Raw genomic sequence first — 19,366 nt, forward strand, 5'->3', positions numbered from 1 at the left:
ACACAGGGCTTCTACTGGAAAGCCCTTTTTCCCCACCTTTCAATGAAAACGCTTTACTTTTCCTGGGATTACTTGTACGATACAACTATATATATTTGTATTATACAAGTACTTGAATTGATGTCAATGAATCTGTTAGATTGACTGACAAAAAAAGGAGGATATCTGTGTCCGAAGAGAACTCTATTGAGCGGATTGAATATGAATTGACGACCCTGATCAGAAAAGCAGTATTCCGGGATCAGTCCGAACGGAAAATCGGGATATTGGAGCGGTCCGCCTACCTGCTGATGAGGCAGCTGGATGAACACGGGCCATCACGATTGAAGGAGCTTGCCGAAGCGTTCCAACTCGATATTTCGACGTTGTCCAGACAGGCGGCCACACTTGAATCGAAGGGGCTCATTCAAAGATTCTCAGATCCAAGTGACGGAAGGGTAAGCGTATTTGATCTGACGGAGGTAGGAAAGGAAAAGCTTGTTATCGACAGTCGGAAGAGGCTCGAGTGGTATGAAGACCTGCTTGAAGGCTGGTCCAATGAGGAGAAGAAAGTATTCGGGGAACTTTTGGTCCGGATGAACGGGGCATTTGATGAATGAAATAGGTTTGCTTTCTGGTATGTGCAGATATCAGGAGGCAGCCTTTTTTTTGTCGAAAAATAACCGTTGACTATGGAAATATCTAACAGTAAAATAAAAATTGATTAATCAATCATTTTTGAGAAAAGAGGGGGGAGCATTATGTCACGAGAGGAAAAAATGATGAAAAAGAGAGCGGCGATTCTAGGGGCGGCCGTTAAAACATATAGCGAAAACGGATTTGCCGAAACGACCATCTCGGCTATTGCCAAGGAAGCAGGGGTCAGCTTCGGATCCGTGTTTACGTATTTTGCCACAAAGGAAGTGCTCTTTGAAGCGGCGATCCTGGAGCCCCTGGAGGAAATCAAGCCGTACTTTAGTGAGATAGAGGAACGGTACAGCGGGAGCCCGATGGAGATGGTCAGAAGCATGATCGATTGCCAGCTGGATGTGTTTGCAAGAAATAAGGATTTCCTCCGCCTCTCCCAGCAGGTATTGGCGAGGCCTGACCGCTATCCTGTGCTGTTTGCAGACTTGAGTGCCTTTGTCGATGTCTTTGCAGAGCGTATTTATCCCGTCATCGAGAAGGGACAGAAGCAAGGGGTTTTCTATGAAGGATCGCCGGTATTGATCGCTCAATCCTACATATCCCTTTTGAATGGATTGCGGCTAACCTTTGTCGATGACCACACGAATCTGATCTGGAACAATATGAAAATACAGGCCCTGCGGCTATTTGGTCCTGTAACGGAAGGGTGGGAATCGTAATGAGAATACGGGATATTCATCCGAATCTGAAGTTGCGGCTTGCCATGCAGTTCATCGGTGGACTTGTATCCATGGCCGTCATTCCATTCATGGCCATCTATTTCGCCCAGAAAATCGGTGCCACCCAAACAGGGGTCATTCTTGTCCTGATCGTCATCAGCGGAATCATCGGCGGATTTATCGGCGGGCATATTTCCGATAAGGTAGGGCGCAGGAAGATTATGATTTATGCCGAACTCGGAATCATGGCGACGTACTTATTCATTGCCCTGTGCAATTCACCGTGGTTCGACCTTCCGTACGTCACGGCGACGTTCTTCGTATTCAATATGTTTGCCGGCGGGATGTTCCAGCCTGCTGCACAGGCGATGATCATCGATGTGACCGATTCGGTTTCAAGAAAGCTCGTGTTCACGGTCAGCTACTGGCTTGGGAATCTTGCCACGGCCATCGGGGGCATCGTTGGAGCTTTTCTATTTAAAGCGTACCTGTTTGAATTATTCCTCGGGATTACTGGGATCACACTCCTGTCCGTCCTGATCACCATTTTCTTCATCTCAGAAACCTACACACCGGAACCTTCTACTACTCAAAGCAGTTCTTCTTCCAATAAGATGGTTCAGAGCTATTCAATCGTATTGAAAGATAAATTATTCATGATGTACATCATCGGTGCCGTCTTTATTTTGACGCTGGAGCAATCATTGACGAATTACGTCGGGATCCGTCTGGAGAGGGATATCCCTGAAGAGCAGTCTTCTCTCTTAGGCTTTGACTTCACCCTTGACGGTACGCGGATGCTCGGATTCCTGCGGACGGAAAATACGATTATCGTCGTGCTGCTATCCGCCGTCGTCTTATTTCTCTTTAAAAAGTGGAAGGACCGCTGGACGCTTGTGACTGGGATGTTCATCTTTTCTGTGTGTTTCAGCGCCTTTGCCTTCACAAACAATATTTTATTCCTCTTTATCCTGGGGTTTGTCGGAACGTTCGGGGAGCTCATGTATGTGCCGATCAAACAGGCGATGATCGGGGATCTGGCTCCGTCCAACGCCCGCAGTACGTACATGGCCTTTTACAGTCTGACCTTTTATGGTGCCATGATCATTGCATCCCTTCTCATCATTGTAGGCGAATGGGTCAGCCCGCTGATGATGGGAGGTATCCTGTTGATCCTCGGTATGGCCGGGACCGTCATGTATCATATGATTACGAAAACGCTGGAAGCAAAGGGTGAAGTGGTGCAGGAAGTGAAAGCATCGGTTTCTTCGTAGCAACAACTCGAGTTTGAGGAATGATTCAAAAATGAATCGAATATAAGCAGAAATAAAGGAATCAGAGGGATGGCGGGATGAAAAAGTATCTCAAAAGATGGGGAATCTTATTCCTATTGATCATGAGTTGTCTCGGAGCATTCAATCTATTAAGTCATAAAGGAAGGTTCGAAAAAGTAAGTCACGTGTCAGTTGATAAAGGAATTTTTAACGAAAACCAGGTCGTTTATCTTGGCTACTTAATCAAATGGGAGGGGATCGGGACCCCTATCCTGGAGAAAGTAGAGCTGATTCTGAGTGATGGGACAATATTTAGAACAGAAGATGATCCCGATTTCGTTCAGTCTTTTATAAGTAAAAGGGATTTTGGATCAATGGAAGAGAATGAAGCAATAAAAGAAGGGCTGGTTCAATCCTTGCTTCCTGTGAAGGGGTACAAACCAGATAACGACTTCTCCTTAGTATTAAGGGTAAAACCAAAACATATTGAACCTGATCACGATATCAGTTCTGTACGGATATTCTATAAAAAATTTGGTCAGTCTCAAACCCAAACCATTTTGTTTGATGAAGGAATTGTAACAGAGTAACGCTTAATGAGGTCAGCCCCTTTATAAACATGCTGACCTCGTTTTCTTATTGCTTCAATATAATCATCCTTTCCTCCATCTCACTTCTTTCATAGGCCTCCGCAATCCCCACCTTCTCAGTGGCACTCTTAGAGACTTTTTTGTAAGGTAAGTTCACTCGGAAATCCCTTTCAAAAGGATAAGCATCAAACGTCACCTCATGCTCATTCACCCACCTTGCCTGTAGCTTTTGATTATCAGGGTGAAAGCTCTCTGTATTCTTGAATCCGTCCCTGAACCAGGGATGCTCGGTTTCTTTCACAACTCCCGGTTCGTTCAGGCAAAAGTATAGGGAGAGATTATCGGACAGTTGAAGCAACTGAAAATGTTGGGTGAGCAGTTCTTCGTCGAGATTCTGCAGGTGCTGACGGATGTTCTTCTGCCTAATCGCTTCATCCTGTAAAAAATGCAGGCAGTTTGGATCCTTGGATTTGGCAAAGAAGGAGCAGAAATGGAGACTGCACAGGAGTGCCGCATAGAGGTTAACCTCCTCAACCTCATCCACACCAATCTTATAGAATGCAAGTTTAGGGAGGAGGGGATAGTCTGAAAAAGTAAAGGGAATCTGCTTCACGTCATTCCAGATCGGCGTGTCGTCAAGTCCGATCCAGCTCCGGTCGTGCTGATGGGCTGCATATACGAAGTCATCGAAGAGATCTTCGGATTTTAGTAGATTCCGATTGAAATGTTTGATTGTTTCGCCGGATACATAAGCGTGGTCGTGTTGTTTGACCATAAGGAAGGATTCTTCGGTTTCTCGGATAATCATCGAATCAACACCCTTTTTATGACCATTATAGCAAACTAGACATCTTCTATTCAGTCAAAAAAAGATCGAAAGTAGCATGTACTTTCGATCTTTTATCGTTAATGGTGTTGACTGTGATCTCCACTCTCAGCCGGAGCTTGATCATTCAAGGCTTCAACGTCTGCTTTGGATAGTTCACCGACGGCAAAGGGCAGTGTCGGCATGATGGTGGAGCCGTTGTTTCCTGCGTGGACTTTGATGTAATACAGTCCGTCTTCCGTCAGTTTCTTCTTGTATGTGTACTCACCATCTCCGGCATTCTCCGCTTCTTCCATTCCATCATGGAAAGTTCCGTCATTCTTCCATATTTCCACATGGACGAAGTCGGCATCAGCCACTTTTTTCTCGTTTTGTGTAAGTTCGACCTTAATCGGCTCGTTACCGGAAAAATTCTTTGGCAAGCTGATATCAGCCTGTAACGGCGATTCCTGATGATACAATTCCGCTGCATCTTCTTTCGGGGCGCAGGCTCCGAGAAGGGTGCATAGGAAGAGGATACTAATGGTTTTAACAGTTGTTTTCATGACGCATCGTCCTTTCTTATGCCGCACCGAAGAATTTTTTCGTAGCAGGGATTTGTTTGATCAGTAGCCGGTCAAGTAGCAAGACGACAATCAAGGAAGCCCCGACAAGTGGGAACAGGATACCGAGTGCGATCATGACAAGCAGGAAGTACTTCATTTTCAGGATGCCGGGTGATTTCGGTGCACCCATTTCTTTTTTCGGTTTGCGTTTCAGCCACATATAGAATCCGCTAATTGATACGAGCATGATGCCGAGGCAGATGAACAAGCTGAACAGTTGATTGATGAATCCGAATTGTGTGCCCGTATGGAGGGTGATCCCCATGGCGACAATTTTTCCGCCGATTCCGTAGTTGTCGAAACGGTAATCAGCGAGGACCGCACCAGTATATTGATCAAGGTGCATCGTGACCTCGTTCTGTGCTTTGGCAGGGAAAGCGGATAACGTATAAACGCCCGTTTCATCCTGAGGGATGTATACTTTATAGCTCGGGTCGATTCCCTCTCGATCTGCAATCTTCACAACATCATTCAGTGATAATGGTGTATAGCCTTCAAGTGCGGAGACTGGTACTTTCAGGTTTTCCGCTGCCCATGGGACGTCGGCGATTTCCTTTGTTTTGACGACGGACTGTGGAGCTTCACCTGACCAGATGGATGGAGGATAGCCGGCCCCTGCATTCGTCATGAGATTCTGGAAGTTGGTTCCCCAGAAACCTGACCATGGCAGTCCCGTCATAACCAGGAACAGCATGCCCGCTGTGACCCAGAAAGCCGGTACAGCGTGAAGGTCCCTTCTGAAGATTTTCTTACCTTTATTGAATCGGGGAAGAAGCACACCCGAAAGCTTGTCTTTCTTTCGTGGAAACCATAAGAATAACCCAGTGACAATCAAGACGACAACCCAGCAGGCTACAAGTTCGACAATCCGGTCGCCAAGGGTACCAGCCATCAATTCTCCGTGGATTTCTACGACTTTATTCATAAACCGGTCCTCAGGCTTCATCTCACCGAGGGATTTTCCTGTATAGGGGTCCATAAAGACCGTAGTGGATCCTTCTTCGGTGCTGATGCCGATTTCACTGGAACGGTCGGCACTTTCCCCGGGACGGAAGCTTGTGATCTGTGCATCGGGGTGAAACGTTTTCACTTCATTGACTAGTTCAGTGGCAGGAAGCTTTTCTCCCTGTGGGTTGACTTCATAATACTTTTGATAGAGATTCTGTTCGATCTGGGGCTTGAAGAGATAAATCGATCCCGTCACAGCAAGGATAATGAGAAACGGGGCAATGATGATGCCTGCGTAGAGATGCCATCTCCAAATCGTTTGATATGATTTTTTTTCCATACACTTTTCCTCTTTTCTTAGTCGTGGCAGCAGCCCGATCCTTGCATGTCTGTTGAGATGGCCGTTATGGCTTCTTGAAGGTTATGGAGTTTACCCCCGAACCCGGTTTGAAATTGTCCTGCCTGTTTCCTTGATTCAAAGGCGATGACCTGTGGCTGACAGCAATTCAGGTTCAGGTCTGCACCGATCAAGTAAGTGGCTGTTTTCCCGCTGATGGTCACATCCGTCAGGAAGTCCCGGCAGAGGATCTGCACCACATCCTCCTTGATGTCTTCATAGCGAAGTAAGCCGCAGTGAGGGCAACAGGTCTGCTCGATCGTATGATCCTTTTTTACAAGTTGAACCGATCTTCTTGAAGTTGTCGGTTTCAAGCAATACATACACGTATCAGCTGGGAGGCTGTGTGATTCCATTGTTGAAATACCATTCGAGGTCTTTCTGATCTTATTGGCTTCCATTAGGGGCTTAAGGTCCCGGTAGACTGTCATTTCCGATACATCGAGGCGGGAACTGATGTCAGACACTCGAAGCGTTCCCTCTTCTTTGAGCCATGTCAAAATTTGTTCCTGTCGATCAATTGGCAGCATGAGGATCATCCTTTCAGTGTTGGTTGCTAGGTATATCTTAGATAAGCATCATAAATCGTTCAATAGATTTACTGTGAAAAAAAGTGAAAAAATGTTGATGTGTAACATAATGTACAAAGAAACTTTTTATTTTCCACACAATTAGCGTGAGGAAAGATGAGAGAGTCAAACAGTAAACGTGAATGTTGAGGAATTGGATCATTCGAGATGCCACTTTTGGGTGCTATACATCATTGTTCATTAAGTGTCCTTTTTCTGGACAGTTCCAGCCTCTCTAAAACCATGAACACTGCGATATCAAGCTTGGCACAGTTCTTGCAAAGTAGTAGGTGAATAGAGACAAAGGGAGGACACTTCAATGAAGATCAGTGAATCAATCGCCATTGTGACGGGTGGAGCATCAGGTTTAGGGGAAGCGACAGTAAGGCAGATCATCAAAGGTGGCGGGAGAGCAGCCATTTTGGATGTAGCCGATGAAAGAGGCCGAGCGCTTGTGGATGAACTCGGAGGAAGAAGTCTATTTGTCCGAACGGATGTAATGAGTGAGGAGGATGTTTCCGGTGCCATTCAAAAAGCCGTGGAGTCTTTCGGAGCGGTGAATACGGTAGTCAACTGTGCAGGAATCGGAATAGCATCCAAGCTGCTATCGAAAAAAGGAATTCATTCGCTTGATATGTTTTCAAAAGTGATCTCGATTAATTTAATCGGTACATTCAATGTGATCCGACTGGCTTCTGAACACATGGCTAAGAATGAGCCGGGGGAATCGGAAGAGAGGGGAGTCATCATCAATACCGCTTCAGTAGCGGCCTTTGAAGGGCAGATCGGACAGGCTGCCTACAGTGCCTCGAAAGGTGGAGTCGTCGGTATGACACTTCCGATCGCAAGGGAGCTTGCTTCGTACGGCATCCGGGTGATGACGATCGCGCCAGGCTTGTTCCACACCCCAATGTTTGAATCATTACCGGAGGAGGCCATTGAGTCTCTCGGAAAAATGGTGCCTTTCCCTAAGCGGCTGGGGATGCCGGATGAATACGCCCAGCTGGTAGGAAGTATCCTGACGAACCCGATGTTGAACGGGGAGACGATTCGTCTTGACGGAGCTATTCGTATGCAGCCAAGATAAGTAGGTAGAGAATCAGAGGTTGATTAAGCCTCTGATTTTTTTGTAGTGCTTTTTGTGAATTTCATTTGAAACAATCGATTTCCATCAAACGCTACACCCCCCAGAATATTTCCACCAGGAAGTGACCTTTGGATCCCGAAACCTTATAATGAACATAACAGATTGAATTTTCAGATTTCATCAAAGGGGGATGGACATGATTCAATTCCGTGACATGGTCACGTCCGTCGATTGTGTAGTGACGGCTGAAACACCATTGAAAGAAGCAATTGAAATCATAAAAGCAAAGAAATGGAACCTCCTGCCGGTTACAGACAGTGAGCGGAATCTTCAGGGGGTGTTTACACGAAGCGGATTATACCAAATGATCCTGGACCAGATGCCACTCGATACACCCATTAAATCCTACATAAAAAAAGAAGCCCGAACGATCCGGATCGATACGCCGTATCACCAAATTGAGGAACAGGTAAAAACGAGCAAAGCGGGGACGGGGATCGTCCTGGATGAGGAAGACAAAGTGATGGGGCTACTGACCAAAACGGAAATGGTGATGGCCTTATTGAAATCAGCCAATACATTAAAGGATCAGCTGGAGACGATCTTGATGCACTCCAGTGTGGGAGTATTAATGACGGATGAACAGTTACAGGTCGTCTATGCCAATGATTCCTTTTCAAAGATCACCGGTCACTCCATCGAAAGCATTCACGATCATCCTCTTCACGAAGTAATGCCAAACCTGTCCCTTGAAGACAATGGCCATCATCATGACGAAACGTATCAGTGCCTCCTGCATGTTTCATCCTACGAAACCGTGAACCACAAGCAGGGGAAAATCGTTCTCTTTCAGGATATTTCTGAAATTGAAAAGATGGCGGAAGAGTTGCAGACGGTCAAAAAGCTGAAGCTGACCATCGAGACTTCATTAGAGCATGCGTACGATGGCATCCTGATGACGAATGAGCGGAATGTCGTCACGATGGTAAGCCCTCCGCTCCTTGAACTTTTCAACCTGGAAAAGGCGGAGGTGCTTAACAAAGATGCAGACAATGTGCTGCCACAGTTGAAGCTTCGCAAAGTCTTTAAGACGGAAGCCGCTGAAATCAGTGATTTTCACGAAAGAAAAGGCATTAAATATATTGTGCACAGAATCCCCATCAAGAAGGATGGCCGGGTCATCGGAGCCATTGGGAAGGTGATGTTCCGTCAATTAAACGAGGTGAGCGAGCTCTTTAAGAGGCTGCAAAAGGCTGAGAACAAGGCGAGCTACTACCAGGGGCAGCTGCAAAAATCCGAATCCGCGCGGTTCACCTGGGATCATATTCTCAGTGAGTACCCTTATATGGAAAAACTAAAGAAAAGTGCCGCCAAAGCAGCGAGAGGCAGGTCGACTGTGCTGGTCAGGGGGGAAAGCGGGACCGGAAAGGAATTGTTTGCCCACGCTATCCATAACAGCAGCGCACGGAGCGACGGGAAATTTGTCATCGTCAACTGTGCAGCGATTCCTGAGGATTTACTGGAATCCGAGTTTTTCGGATATGAAGAAGGGGCTTTTACGGGAGCGAAGCAGCGGGGAAAAGTCGGGAAGTTTGACCTGGCCAATGGGGGAACGCTGTTTCTCGATGAAATTGGTGATATGTCGATTTCGCTTCAGGCAAAGCTATTACGCGTTCTCCAGGAGCGTGAATTCTACCGTGTTGGGGGAAATGAACGCATCAAAGTCGATGTGCGGATTATCGCCGCCACCAATCGGAATCTGGAGAAAATGGTGAAGGAAGGGGATTTTCGGGAGGATCTTTATTACAGGCTGAACGTCATTTCCTTGAATATCCCCCCACTGCGTGAACGTGTCCATGATGTGGAGCATCTCACCCATAATCTGATGATCGAACTCAATTCCATGCTTGGTACGAGTGTCACCGGCATTACGGGTAAAGTGAAAACGGCCCTTCTTCAATATGAGTGGCCGGGAAATGTCCGGGAGCTTCGAAATGTGCTTGAGCGTGCGATGACATTTGCGGAGCATGGACATATCCAGGTCGAGGACCTTCCGGATTATCTTGTATCAAAGGTGTCAGAACGGGCTAATCCGTCCATCAGTCTGGCGGAGGATGCTGAACTTGGCGCCATTAAACAGGCCCTGAATCAATCAAAAGGCAACAAAGCCCAAGCAGCCAGGCTCCTCGGCATAAGCCGTTCCGGATTATATGAAAAGCTGAAGAAATATCAGCTGACGGTATAGTGCGTGTCAATTATCGTAGAGGTGTCCATATCAAGGTGTCCAAATCCTGGACACCTTGATTGCTGCAGAATCTGTCCATTCCTTATGGTGATTGTTTTCTGAAAGTTGGCATAATTATTGCATGCAAAAAATTGAATGCGTTTTCAAACTATTTGCCAATAGGGGGAAATGAAGAATGGATATCGGGTCTTATTTAGCACAAAATGCGAGGAAAAAGCCGGGGAAGCTGGCGGTTGTATGTGAAGGAAGAACCTATACGTATAAACAGTTGAACGAAGAAGTGAATAAACTGGCTCATGGACTTCTCCATCTTGGAATCAAAAAAGGTGACAAACTGGCTCTGATGATGAAGAATTCCGATCAGTTTGTGCTTGCTTTCCTGGCCGGTGCCAAGATCGGGGCAGTGAACGTTCCTGTCAATTTCCGCCTGACGTCATCCGAGGTTCATTATATTCTCGATCAGTCCGGGGCGGCTGCCGTCTTCTGTGACGGGGAGTTCGAGGAGACAATCACGGCTGCCAGGGAAGAAACCCAAGTCCTGCATGTCATCACGACAGGGACCCCGAGCACAGTGGGACACCATTCATTCCACCGGGTACTTGCAGAGAATACAGAGGAACCGCAAGTTCACGTCAGTGACGATGATGATTTGGAAATTCTCTATACTTCCGGTACGACGGGAAGACCAAAAGGGGCGCTATTCGATCACAAACGGGTATTCAATGTCGGTCTCACGATGATGATCAGCATGGGCATCAATGAGAAAGAGAACTTCCTTCATATTGCTCCTTTGTTCCATTCAGCACAGCTGAACTTGTTCCTTCTCTCAGGGATCGTACTCGGTGCGACCCATGTCATCCACCGGGAGTTCCATCCGGTGAAAACCCTTGAAGCGATACAGGAGCATGGGGTCACCCACTTCTTCGGGGTACCTGCTATGTATACCTTCATGCTTCAGGTGCCGAATGCTGCCGAGTATGATCTGTCTTCCATTAAACGATGTGGATATGGTGCGGCTCCGATGGCTCCTGAGGTCGTAAGAAAGAGCATCGAATTGTTCAAGACAGACCAGTTTTATAATCTTTGCGGTCTGACGGAAGCTGGTCCCGGTGGAATCCTGCTGGATCCAGAGGGACACAAAGCTCACCTTGGAAAGGGTGGGAAAGCCGCCTTCCTTACCGAAGCGAGAGTGGTCAATGAGGAAGGAAAGGACATTTCACCAGGTGTCGTCGGCGAGTTCATCATCAAGGGTGAATCGATCATGAAGGAATATTATAAAAAGCCTGAGGAGACGGCAAAAACGCTGAAGGACGGCTGGCTGTATACGGGGGATCTCGCGACCATTGATGAAGAAGGCTACATCACTCTTGTGGACCGGAAAAAGGACATGATCATTTCAGGCGGTGAAAATGTGTATTCCATCGAAGTCGAAGAAGTCCTTTATGAGCATCCTTCCGTGCTCGAGGCCGCCATCATTGGACTCCCTGATGAAACATGGGGGGAAGCCGTCTGTGCCGTCATCGTTCCGAAGCAAGGTGCAAGCATCGATGAACAGGAACTGAAAGATTTCTGCCGTCAAAAGCTTGCAGGCTATAAGATTCCCAGAAGAATCTTCGTAGAAGAGGCCCTGCCGAGAAATGCATCAGGGAAAATATTAAAATACCAGCTCCGACAGTCCCTTGCCGGAGTCAAACAATAAACGGCGATTTTCATAGAGGAGAGAGGGAAATGAAACATCTTTATTTAACAGATGATCATGACATGTTCCGCAAGTCATTACGGAAGTTTTTAGAAAAAGAAGCGTATCCCCACTATGAAAAGTGGGAGGAGGAGCGGATGATTCCCCGTTCCTTCTGGACGAAGATGGGGGAGCAGGGCTATCTCTGCCCGGATATCGAGGAGCAATATGGAGGAAGCGGCGTGGACTGGGGATTTTCTGTCGTCATCAACGAAGAGATTGAGAGAGTGGGCTCAGGGCTTGTCGGCATCGGTCTTCATAATGATATCGTGGTTCCTTATATCACGGCATATGGCACGGAAGAGCAGAAAAAACGCTGGCTCCCTAAATGTGCAACGGGGGAAATCATCACGGCGATTGCCATGACGGAACCGGGAACCGGATCCGATCTTGCCAACATCAAGACGACGGCGATCCTTGACGGTGACCACTATGTCGTCAATGGTGCCAAAACGTTCATCACGAATGGCATTCATTCAGACCTCGTTGTGGTGGCCTGCAAAACGGACCCGAAAGCGAACCCGAAGCATAAAGGTGTCAGCCTGATTGTGATCGAACGGGACGCACCCGGTTTTTCACGGGGAAGGAAGCTGAATAAGGTGGGGCTGCACTCCCAGGATACGGCGGAGCTCATCTTCGAAGACTGTCGCGTCCCGAAAGAAAACCTGCTTGGAGAAGAGGGAAAAGGCTTCGTATATTTGATGGAAAAGCTGCAGCAGGAACGCCTGCTTGTTGCTATTGCCGCCCAGACCGCATCGGAAGTGATGCTAAACCAGACCATTGATTATGTGAAAAGCCGGGAAGCGTTCGGAAAGCCGGTGAGCAAATTTCAGAATACCCAGTTTAAAATCGCAGAGATGGCAACAGAAATCGAAATGGGCAGGTCGTTCCTTGATCAGCTGATAGCAGAACATATCGCAGGCGAGGATATTGTGACCAAGGTATCCATGGCCAAGTGGAAACTGACCGATATCGCCAAGAAGATTGCAGCGGAATGCATGCAGCTCCATGGGGGATACGGATATATGGAAGAATACGAGATTGCGAGAAGATTCCGCGATATTCCCGTGGCGGGCATTTACGCAGGAACCAATGAAATCATGAAGACGATCATTGCGAAAAACTTAGGATTATAGATTGTGGAATAACAGAAAGGAAGATGGATATGCGTGAAGTTGTCATTGTTGAAGGTGTGAGGACACCAGTCGGAAGAAGGAAGGGACTACTAAAGGATATCCGTCCCGATGATCTTGCGGCACTGGTCCTTGAAGAGGTGGTCAAACGGGCGGGGATCGATCCCGGGCTTGTGGAGGATGTCATTCTTGGCTGCGTGTCTCAGTCCGGTGAACAGGCGGGGGATATTGCCCGTGTTGCTGCCCTGATTGCAGGTTTCCCGATTGAGGTACCGGGAACGACGATTGACCGCCAGTGTGGTTCAAGCCAGCAGGCCGTTCATTTCGCCGCCCAGGCGATTTTGGCAGGAGATATGGATGTCGTTATCGCTGGAGGTGTGGAGAATATGTCCAGGGTCCCGATGGGGTCCAACTATGGGGATGCCGTCCCGTTCAGTCCGAAACTGAAGAGTCGTTACGAAGTCATCCACCAGGGATTATCGGCGGAACGGATTGCCGAGAAATATGGATTCACCCGCAGGGAGCTGGATGAATTCTCTGCCGAAAGCCATCGTCGTGCGTTGAAGGCGCAGGCTGAAGGTCATTTTAAAAATGAGATCATGCCTCTCCAGGTCACGGATGAAAATGGTGAAACCATTATGGTTACCGATGATTCAGGTCCGAGAGAAGGAACGACTCCGGATGTTCTGGCCGGATTGAAGACAGTCTTCAAGGAAGACGGTGTCATTCATGCAGGAAACGCGAGCCAGATCAGTGACGGGGCAGCGGTCCTTCTATTGATGAGCCGTGAAAAAGCGGAGGAGCTCGGATTAAAACCGCGCTTTAAGGTCCATACGCGGGTCGTGGTAGGATCCGATCCCACACTGATGCTCACAGGACCGATCCCGGCAACGGAAAAAGCATTGAAGAAGTCAGGATTGACCCTTGAGGATATTGATGTGTTTGAAGTCAACGAAGCCTTTGCGTCCGTCCCGATGGCCTGGCTCAAGGAGACAGGAGCGAATCCGGAGAAGCTGAATCCAAACGGTGGAGCCATTGCCCTTGGTCACCCCCTCGGTGCTAGCGGTGCACGCTTGATGCTCACTATGATGAGTGAGCTTGAACGAACGGGTGGCCGATACGGCTTACAGACGATGTGCGAAGGTCATGGAATGGCGAATGCCACCATCATCGAGCGGATCTAATGAACAGAGATCCGATAGAGGAGGTGTGAGTTGTCCGACATGCTAAAGGGAATTAGAGTAATTGACTTTACAAACTATATACCCGGACCCTTCACGACCTTAAGACTCGCGGAGCTTGGTGCGGAAGTAATCAAGGTAGAATCCCCTGAAGGAGATCCCGCAAGACATAATGGAAACGGTGTGGTGTTCAGGGCTCATAACCGGGGCAAAAAAAGCATCGTCCTGGATCTGAAGCAGGAGGAAGGAAAAAGGATCGCCTTTGACCTGATCCGGAAGGCCGATGTACTTGTGGAAAGCTTCCGGCCAGGCGTCATGGAAAAGTTCGGCCTCGGGTACGAAGCGGTCAGAGACATCCATCCTACTCTCATCTATTGCTCCATTACAGGCTACGGGAAAAAGGGAAAGATGTCGCAACTCGGTAGTCATGATCTGAATTATATGAGTGTAAGCGGCGCCCTTACCCAGCTGAAGGATAAGAGAGGAATGCCGGTTCATCCGAGTCATACCTTTGCCGACTATATCGGGGGAATGGCGGCAAGCGAACGGATCCTTGCCGGGCTAGTGTCGAGAGGGTTATCAGGTGAGGGGAGCTATCACTGCATATCCCTTGCGGAAACGATGGCTTCCCTGATGACGAACCACGTCCTGTTGGAAAAGGAAACAGGATATCCCAATGGAATTCAGGTGTTAAACGGTACCGTCATTTCATACGGACTGTACGAAACGAAAGATCATGGATACGTTACACTCGCTGCTCTGGAACCGAAATTTTGGCGTAATTTCTGTGTGGCCATCGGCAGGGCAGACTGGGTGTCTGCCCACTATTCGAAGCCGGAAACGGAAAATCCCGTTTACTGTGAATTGGTCGATTTGTTCAAGAGTAAAACACGTGAGGAGTGGTCAGAATTTGGGCAGGCGGTGGACTGCTGTCTTACCCCGGTTCTCGAGGCGGGAGAGCTTGCGGAGTATCCTGTTTTTAAAGAAAAGGATTTTATCACAGATGAAGGGCTAGTGAATATGTACGGGGATCATCGAGGGGCCGTCACACAAGCTCCGGGAAAAGGGGAGCATACGAAAGCGGTGTTGAAGGACTGGCTTCACCTCGTGGATGAATATTAGATTAAGAGTAGCGGAAGGGGAAATGTTTGTATGATGAATGTTCCATTAACAGTAGGTTCACTTTTGGAGAGAGCCGAAAAGTTTTTTCCAAAAAAGCAGGTCGTTTCAAGGACACTTTCCGGAATCCATCGCTTCACGTATAAGGAAATCGGTGAGCGTACCCGGAGGCTGTCGAGTGCACTTGAGAAGCTCGGTGTCGTGAAAGGGGACAAGGTCGGGACGTTTGCATGGAATCATCATCGCCATCTGGAGGCCTACTTTGCCGCACCGGGAATGGGAGCGGTGATCCACACCATCAATATCCGCCTGTCGGCTGAACACATTTCTTACATTGTGAATCATGCGGAAGACAAGGTGTTGTTGGTAGATGAGGATTTACTGCCCCTTATTGAGAAAATCAAGGACCAGTTCAAAACAGTCGAAGCGTATATCATCATGACCGACAAAGATGAACTTCCGGAAACGACACTGGAACCCGTTTATTCTTATGAAGAGCTGCTGCGTGAAGCCAGTCCGAATTTCGAGTTCGTGAAGGATATCGACGAAAATGAACCAGCCGGAATGTGCTACACCTCCGCCACCACGGGTCAACCAAAGGGTGTCGTTTATTCCCACAGAGGGATCGTCCTGCACAGCTATGCTTTCGGTTTGGCGGATACGGCGGCCTTGTCAGAAAGGGATGTCGTCTTACCGGTCGTGCCTATGTTTCACGCGAATGCATGGGGACTGCCTTTCGCTGCCACCTGGTTCGGCTCGACACAAGTGTTGCCTGGTCCGCTGTTTACCCCTAAACTACTGGCTGAACTGATTGAAAAGGAAAAGGTCACCTTTACTGCCGGAGTTCCAACGATTTGGCTTGGCCTTCTGAATGAACTGGAAAAGGGAGAATATGATACTTCTTCCCTGCGATCCATCGTCTGCGGAGGGTCAGCAGCGCCGAGGGGCATGATCAAAGCGTTTGAAACGAAGTATAACATTCCATTCCTACATGCCTACGGGATGACAGAGACGGCTCCCCTGGCGGTTGTTTCACGGCTCAAGAGTTACCAGACCGATCTTGATCAGGAGGAAATCCTCGATATCCGTTCCAAGCAAGGGCTCATCGTTCCAGGACTTGAGATGAAAGTGGTGGGCATCAACGGAGAAGTAAAATGGGATGGCGAGGAAATGGGAGAGCTTCTGCTCCGCGGCCCGTGGATTGCAGATGAATATTATAAGGACGAGCGTTCCCAAGATGCGTTCAGGGATGGATGGCTCTACACAGGTGACGTTGCGACCGTCGATGAAGAGGGCATCATCAAGCTTGTCGACCGGACGAAGGACCTGATCAAGAGCGGCGGGGAATGGATCTCGTCTGTTGATCTTGAGAATGCGTTAATGGCGCATGATGCCGTATTCGAAGCGAGTATTGTGGCCGTGCCTCACGCAGAGTGGCAGGAGCGCCCGGTTGCCTGCGTAGTGTTGAAGGAACCGTATAAAGGGAAAGTCGACAAACAAGAACTCCTCGATTTCATTGCCCCGCAATTCGCCAAGTGGTGGCTGCCTGATGAGATTGTCTTTATGGAGGAAATCCCGAAAACATCGGTGGGTAAATTCCTGAAGAGGGCACTGCGAGAGCAACTGAAGGATTTGTTGGTGGAGAAATCCTAAATAGCTCTGAATATTAATTGGAAAAAAGAAGGGATTCTCTCAGAGATACCGAAATGATAGTGTGAAAGACAATATTCTGGGAGGTACGAATAATGGGGAGAATGGTACATTTTGAAGTACATGTAGATGACATGGACCGTGCAAAGACGTTCTACGGAGAAGTATTCGACTGGAAGTTCGAGGACTGGAGCGAATACGCCGGAATGCCTTACTTCGGGGCTGTGACCGGAGATGAGAATGAGATGGGGATCAATGGTGCATTGATGCAGCGTCAAAGTCCTCCACCTCAAGCGAATCAGCCGATGAACGGGTATTCATGTACGATGGGTGTAGAGAATTATGATGAAACCGAGAAGCTCATCCTTGAAAACGGAGGCAAGGTGGCGATGCCGAAGTATGCTCTTCCAGGAATGGCGTGGCAGGGATACTACATAGACACAGAAGGAAATGTGTTTGGGATTCATCAGCCGGATAAGGATGCGAAGTAGATAGGTGGGGTGTCTGGCCTGAATGGGTCAGGCACTTTTTTTATCATATAGGGGGATATCCCTGAATATATGATTCTTGTGGTTAAACGAAGTCATAAAGTATATACGTATTTTAATGAATGTTGTGCGACGGAAAAGGATCATAACGATTCATCGTGGTTTGCATGGAAGGGAGGTGGAAGCTTGAATGGGAAATGGGTGGTATTCTGCACTATTATAATGGTTGCTACACTCTTCCTTACAGGGTGTCTAAGTAAAGACATTGAAAAAGTGAATGATGAAAAAGTAGTTACTGCAGATGTTGATATCGTTTTTAAAAAAAAGGGATTCAAGTCCTTTCCGAACATTAGTGCAAATGAAATTCAGCATATCATCAAGCTATACAATGAATCTACGTATATTTCAGATATAGAAGATCCAGAGGTCTTAAAACCTACTGAAGATCCATTATCTGCTTCTGCCATCCGGATTGAACTCGATACGAATAAGAGGCTTTCTATTACCTATGTTGAAGAAGGAAGGTTTAAAGTGAACTATGAGTATAAATCTGGAAATCGTTCTTATCTGATCGAACAAGACCTGCTGAGAGATTATCTACAGAGAAAACAAAAAGAGGCTGAATGATGAAGTAGATAGATGGGGTATCTGGCCTGAATGGGGTCAAACACTTTTTCTATGTCTTTGGGGAAGTCCGTTTGAATTTGTGGTAAAATAAGGATGTTAAACGAAGAAGGAAAATCCCATAAGGATGTCTACATCCTCACGCTTTTTTCAATCATCTATAGAACCGTGCAATCCTTGATTAAACTTTTCTCGGTCGCCTACAAACGGCAAGAGCTGTTGAAACGAAATAATCGATGGGCGGTGACCGCATCCATTTTTATTGGTATTTCTACATCTGGCATCTTACCCTTTATTTTAAGAGCATTGTTTACTTGAGAAGAAATGGGGAATCTACCATGCTGAAAATATTGAGACAAACGATAGCCTCCATCGTCCTGGCAGTATCAATCTATGGACTGTTTTCGGACAATAACGATTTGCTTCCTTTTACCATGGCGGGGTTGGCAATCATGATGGTGATCATGGGACTCGAAGACCGCCAGAAGGATCCGAAGTCATACAGGAGTTATTTGTATTATGGTGTATCAGCTTTTCTCCTCTTTGTGTCTGTTGAAGGGTTAATTTATTAAAGATAGAAAAAGGGATGAGGCATCCACTGCCTCATCCCTTTTTCCCTGTCATCACCCCGATAAAATCCTTCAGGAACATTTCATAATCAATCTCTAGATAAATGTTGATATTTCTTTCAGCAGGCTTGGAACTGACCCTGAAGTCGGCGATGGATGTGCCCTGACCGATTCCTGAGGTCAGTACCTCGACGTCCCTTCGGATGGTTTTTCCCATGTCCGGATTCACCATGAGGGAAAGGGTGACAACATCGTGGAGCGGTGCCCCGTTTATACCGGGAACCAGCTTCTTATAAGCATTGATATAGTAGGTCATGACGTCATCCGCAATCTGGACAAGGGGGTTATCAGTCATCTCTTGAATGGTCTTGATGTGATCAAGGGTGACGATGGCCTTATTCGTGACGTTTAAAGGGGCTATATATAGATTGTCGAGTTTTTTGACTACAAGTTCTGATGCTATGGGATCTCCGTAGAAGTTGGCTTCTGCTGAAGGAGTGACATTTCCTGGTACGAGAAAGGCCCCTCCCATGATATAAAACTCCTTTACTTCCTTGGCGATATTTTCTCCTAACACGTAAAGGGTGGCGAGTGATGTGTTTCTACCCACATCAACGATCGTAACGTCCTTATTTTCCTCGATGATTTTATAAATTGTTGAAAAGTTGGTTAGCTCTCCCGAGAAGTTTTCGGGGGGACGAATCGGTCCCAATCCTTCCTGTCCGTGGATTTCAGGATAGTAGGTGGGGATTTTGCCTGATGAAGGGGTGTTGGATCCACCGATGATCGGGATATCCGTCCTTTCGGCAAGCTTGAGCAGATAGGCAATGTTATCAGTGGCCTGCTCCTTTTCGACATTACCGTAACTGGATACGATGCCGAGGACGTTAATGTCCGGATTTAAGAGGGCATACATGATCGCCACAGAATCATCGATGCCGGGATCTGCAAATAGAATGATGTTCTTCATGGGAATT

General features: G+C 47.4%; 19 protein-coding genes. 14 read left to right on the top strand and 5 right to left on the bottom strand.

Features of this window, described 5'->3' with window-relative positions; genetic code table 11:
- Positions 1-167 precede the first annotated feature (167 nt).
- The 4 genes from LCL96_RS14360 to LCL96_RS14375 all read left to right on the top strand — a co-directional run bounded on the left by LCL96_RS14360 (position 168) and on the right by LCL96_RS14375 (position 3,210).
- A complete protein-coding gene (locus LCL96_RS14360; RefSeq protein WP_224942133.1) occupies positions 168-599 on the top strand; it encodes a MarR family winged helix-turn-helix transcriptional regulator in 432 nt (143 codons plus the stop codon).
- A 141-nt stretch (positions 600-740) separates the two neighbouring features.
- Positions 741-1,346: a TetR/AcrR family transcriptional regulator gene (locus LCL96_RS14365; protein ID WP_224942134.1), complete on the top strand. Its 606-nt coding sequence runs from the start codon at positions 741-743 to the stop codon at positions 1,344-1,346.
- A complete protein-coding gene (locus LCL96_RS14370) occupies positions 1,346-2,620 on the top strand; it encodes an MFS transporter (protein ID WP_224942136.1) in 1,275 nt (424 codons plus the stop codon). The genes LCL96_RS14365 and LCL96_RS14370 overlap by 1 nt, the downstream gene beginning before the upstream one ends.
- A 77-nt stretch (positions 2,621-2,697) precedes the next feature.
- On the top strand, positions 2,698-3,210 hold the full coding sequence (locus LCL96_RS14375; protein ID WP_224942138.1) for a hypothetical protein: 513 nt from the start codon (positions 2,698-2,700) through the stop codon (positions 3,208-3,210).
- Positions 3,211-3,256: 46 nt separating this feature from the next.
- Here the strand turns inward: LCL96_RS14375 and LCL96_RS14380 are convergent, their stop codons facing one another.
- From LCL96_RS14380 to LCL96_RS14395, 4 genes are all read right to left on the bottom strand, one after another.
- On the bottom strand, positions 3,257-4,018 hold the full coding sequence (locus LCL96_RS14380; RefSeq protein WP_224942140.1) for a DUF3891 family protein: 762 nt from the start codon (positions 4,016-4,018) through the stop codon (positions 3,257-3,259).
- Positions 4,019-4,116: 98 nt separating this feature from the next.
- Complete coding sequence (locus LCL96_RS14385; protein ID WP_224942142.1) at positions 4,117-4,581, bottom strand: FixH family protein; 465 nt, start codon at positions 4,579-4,581, stop codon at positions 4,117-4,119.
- Positions 4,582-4,597: 16 nt separating this feature from the next.
- Positions 4,598-5,929: a PepSY-associated TM helix domain-containing protein gene (locus LCL96_RS14390; RefSeq protein WP_224942143.1), complete on the bottom strand. Its 1,332-nt coding sequence runs from the start codon at positions 5,927-5,929 to the stop codon at positions 4,598-4,600.
- A 17-nt stretch (positions 5,930-5,946) separates the two neighbouring features.
- Complete coding sequence (locus LCL96_RS14395) at positions 5,947-6,516, bottom strand: DeoR family transcriptional regulator (RefSeq protein WP_224942144.1); 570 nt, start codon at positions 6,514-6,516, stop codon at positions 5,947-5,949.
- Positions 6,517-6,874: 358 nt separating this feature from the next.
- Between LCL96_RS14395 and LCL96_RS14400 the strand changes: the two genes are divergently transcribed.
- The 10 genes from LCL96_RS14400 (at position 6,875) to LCL96_RS14445 (ending at position 18,392) form a co-directional block, all read left to right on the top strand.
- Positions 6,875-7,642, top strand: a complete 768-nt coding sequence (locus LCL96_RS14400) for a 3-hydroxyacyl-CoA dehydrogenase (protein ID WP_224942145.1) — start codon at positions 6,875-6,877, stop codon at positions 7,640-7,642.
- Positions 7,643-7,838: 196 nt separating this feature from the next.
- Positions 7,839-9,887, top strand: a complete 2,049-nt coding sequence (locus LCL96_RS14405) for a sigma-54-dependent Fis family transcriptional regulator (protein WP_224942146.1) — start codon at positions 7,839-7,841, stop codon at positions 9,885-9,887.
- 175 nt (positions 9,888-10,062) lie between these two features.
- Entirely contained in the window at positions 10,063-11,586 is a 1,524-nt protein-coding gene (locus LCL96_RS14410; protein ID WP_224942147.1) for a class I adenylate-forming enzyme family protein, read from the top strand.
- Between the two features lie 29 nt (positions 11,587-11,615).
- Entirely contained in the window at positions 11,616-12,761 is a 1,146-nt protein-coding gene (locus LCL96_RS14415) for an acyl-CoA dehydrogenase family protein (RefSeq protein WP_224942148.1), read from the top strand.
- A 29-nt stretch (positions 12,762-12,790) separates the two neighbouring features.
- Complete coding sequence (locus LCL96_RS14420; RefSeq protein WP_224942149.1) at positions 12,791-13,942, top strand: thiolase family protein; 1,152 nt, start codon at positions 12,791-12,793, stop codon at positions 13,940-13,942.
- Between the two features lie 39 nt (positions 13,943-13,981).
- A complete protein-coding gene (locus LCL96_RS14425; RefSeq protein ID WP_224943461.1) occupies positions 13,982-15,061 on the top strand; it encodes a CaiB/BaiF CoA transferase family protein in 1,080 nt (359 codons plus the stop codon).
- 30 nt (positions 15,062-15,091) lie between these two features.
- Positions 15,092-16,711, top strand: a complete 1,620-nt coding sequence (locus tag LCL96_RS14430) for a long-chain fatty acid--CoA ligase (protein WP_224942151.1) — start codon at positions 15,092-15,094, stop codon at positions 16,709-16,711.
- A gap of 92 nt (positions 16,712-16,803) precedes the next feature.
- A complete protein-coding gene (locus LCL96_RS14435) occupies positions 16,804-17,199 on the top strand; it encodes a VOC family protein (protein WP_224942153.1) in 396 nt (131 codons plus the stop codon).
- 183 nt (positions 17,200-17,382) lie between these two features.
- The gene (locus LCL96_RS14440) at positions 17,383-17,823 is read left to right on the top strand and encodes a hypothetical protein (RefSeq protein WP_224942155.1); all 441 of its coding nucleotides are present in this window, start codon (positions 17,383-17,385) and stop codon (positions 17,821-17,823) included.
- A 335-nt stretch (positions 17,824-18,158) separates the two neighbouring features.
- A complete protein-coding gene (locus tag LCL96_RS14445) occupies positions 18,159-18,392 on the top strand; it encodes a hypothetical protein (protein WP_224942157.1) in 234 nt (77 codons plus the stop codon).
- A 31-nt stretch (positions 18,393-18,423) separates the two neighbouring features.
- Here LCL96_RS14445 and LCL96_RS14450 read toward each other — a convergent pair whose 3' ends face one another.
- A complete protein-coding gene (locus tag LCL96_RS14450; RefSeq protein WP_224942159.1) occupies positions 18,424-19,359 on the bottom strand; it encodes a nucleoside hydrolase in 936 nt (311 codons plus the stop codon).
- Positions 19,360-19,366: the final 7 nt, after the last annotated feature.

This window comes from Rossellomorea aquimaris (assembly GCF_020172085.1).
In the GTDB taxonomy this organism is placed as follows: domain Bacteria; phylum Bacillota; class Bacilli; order Bacillales; family Bacillaceae_B; genus Rossellomorea; species Rossellomorea aquimaris_E.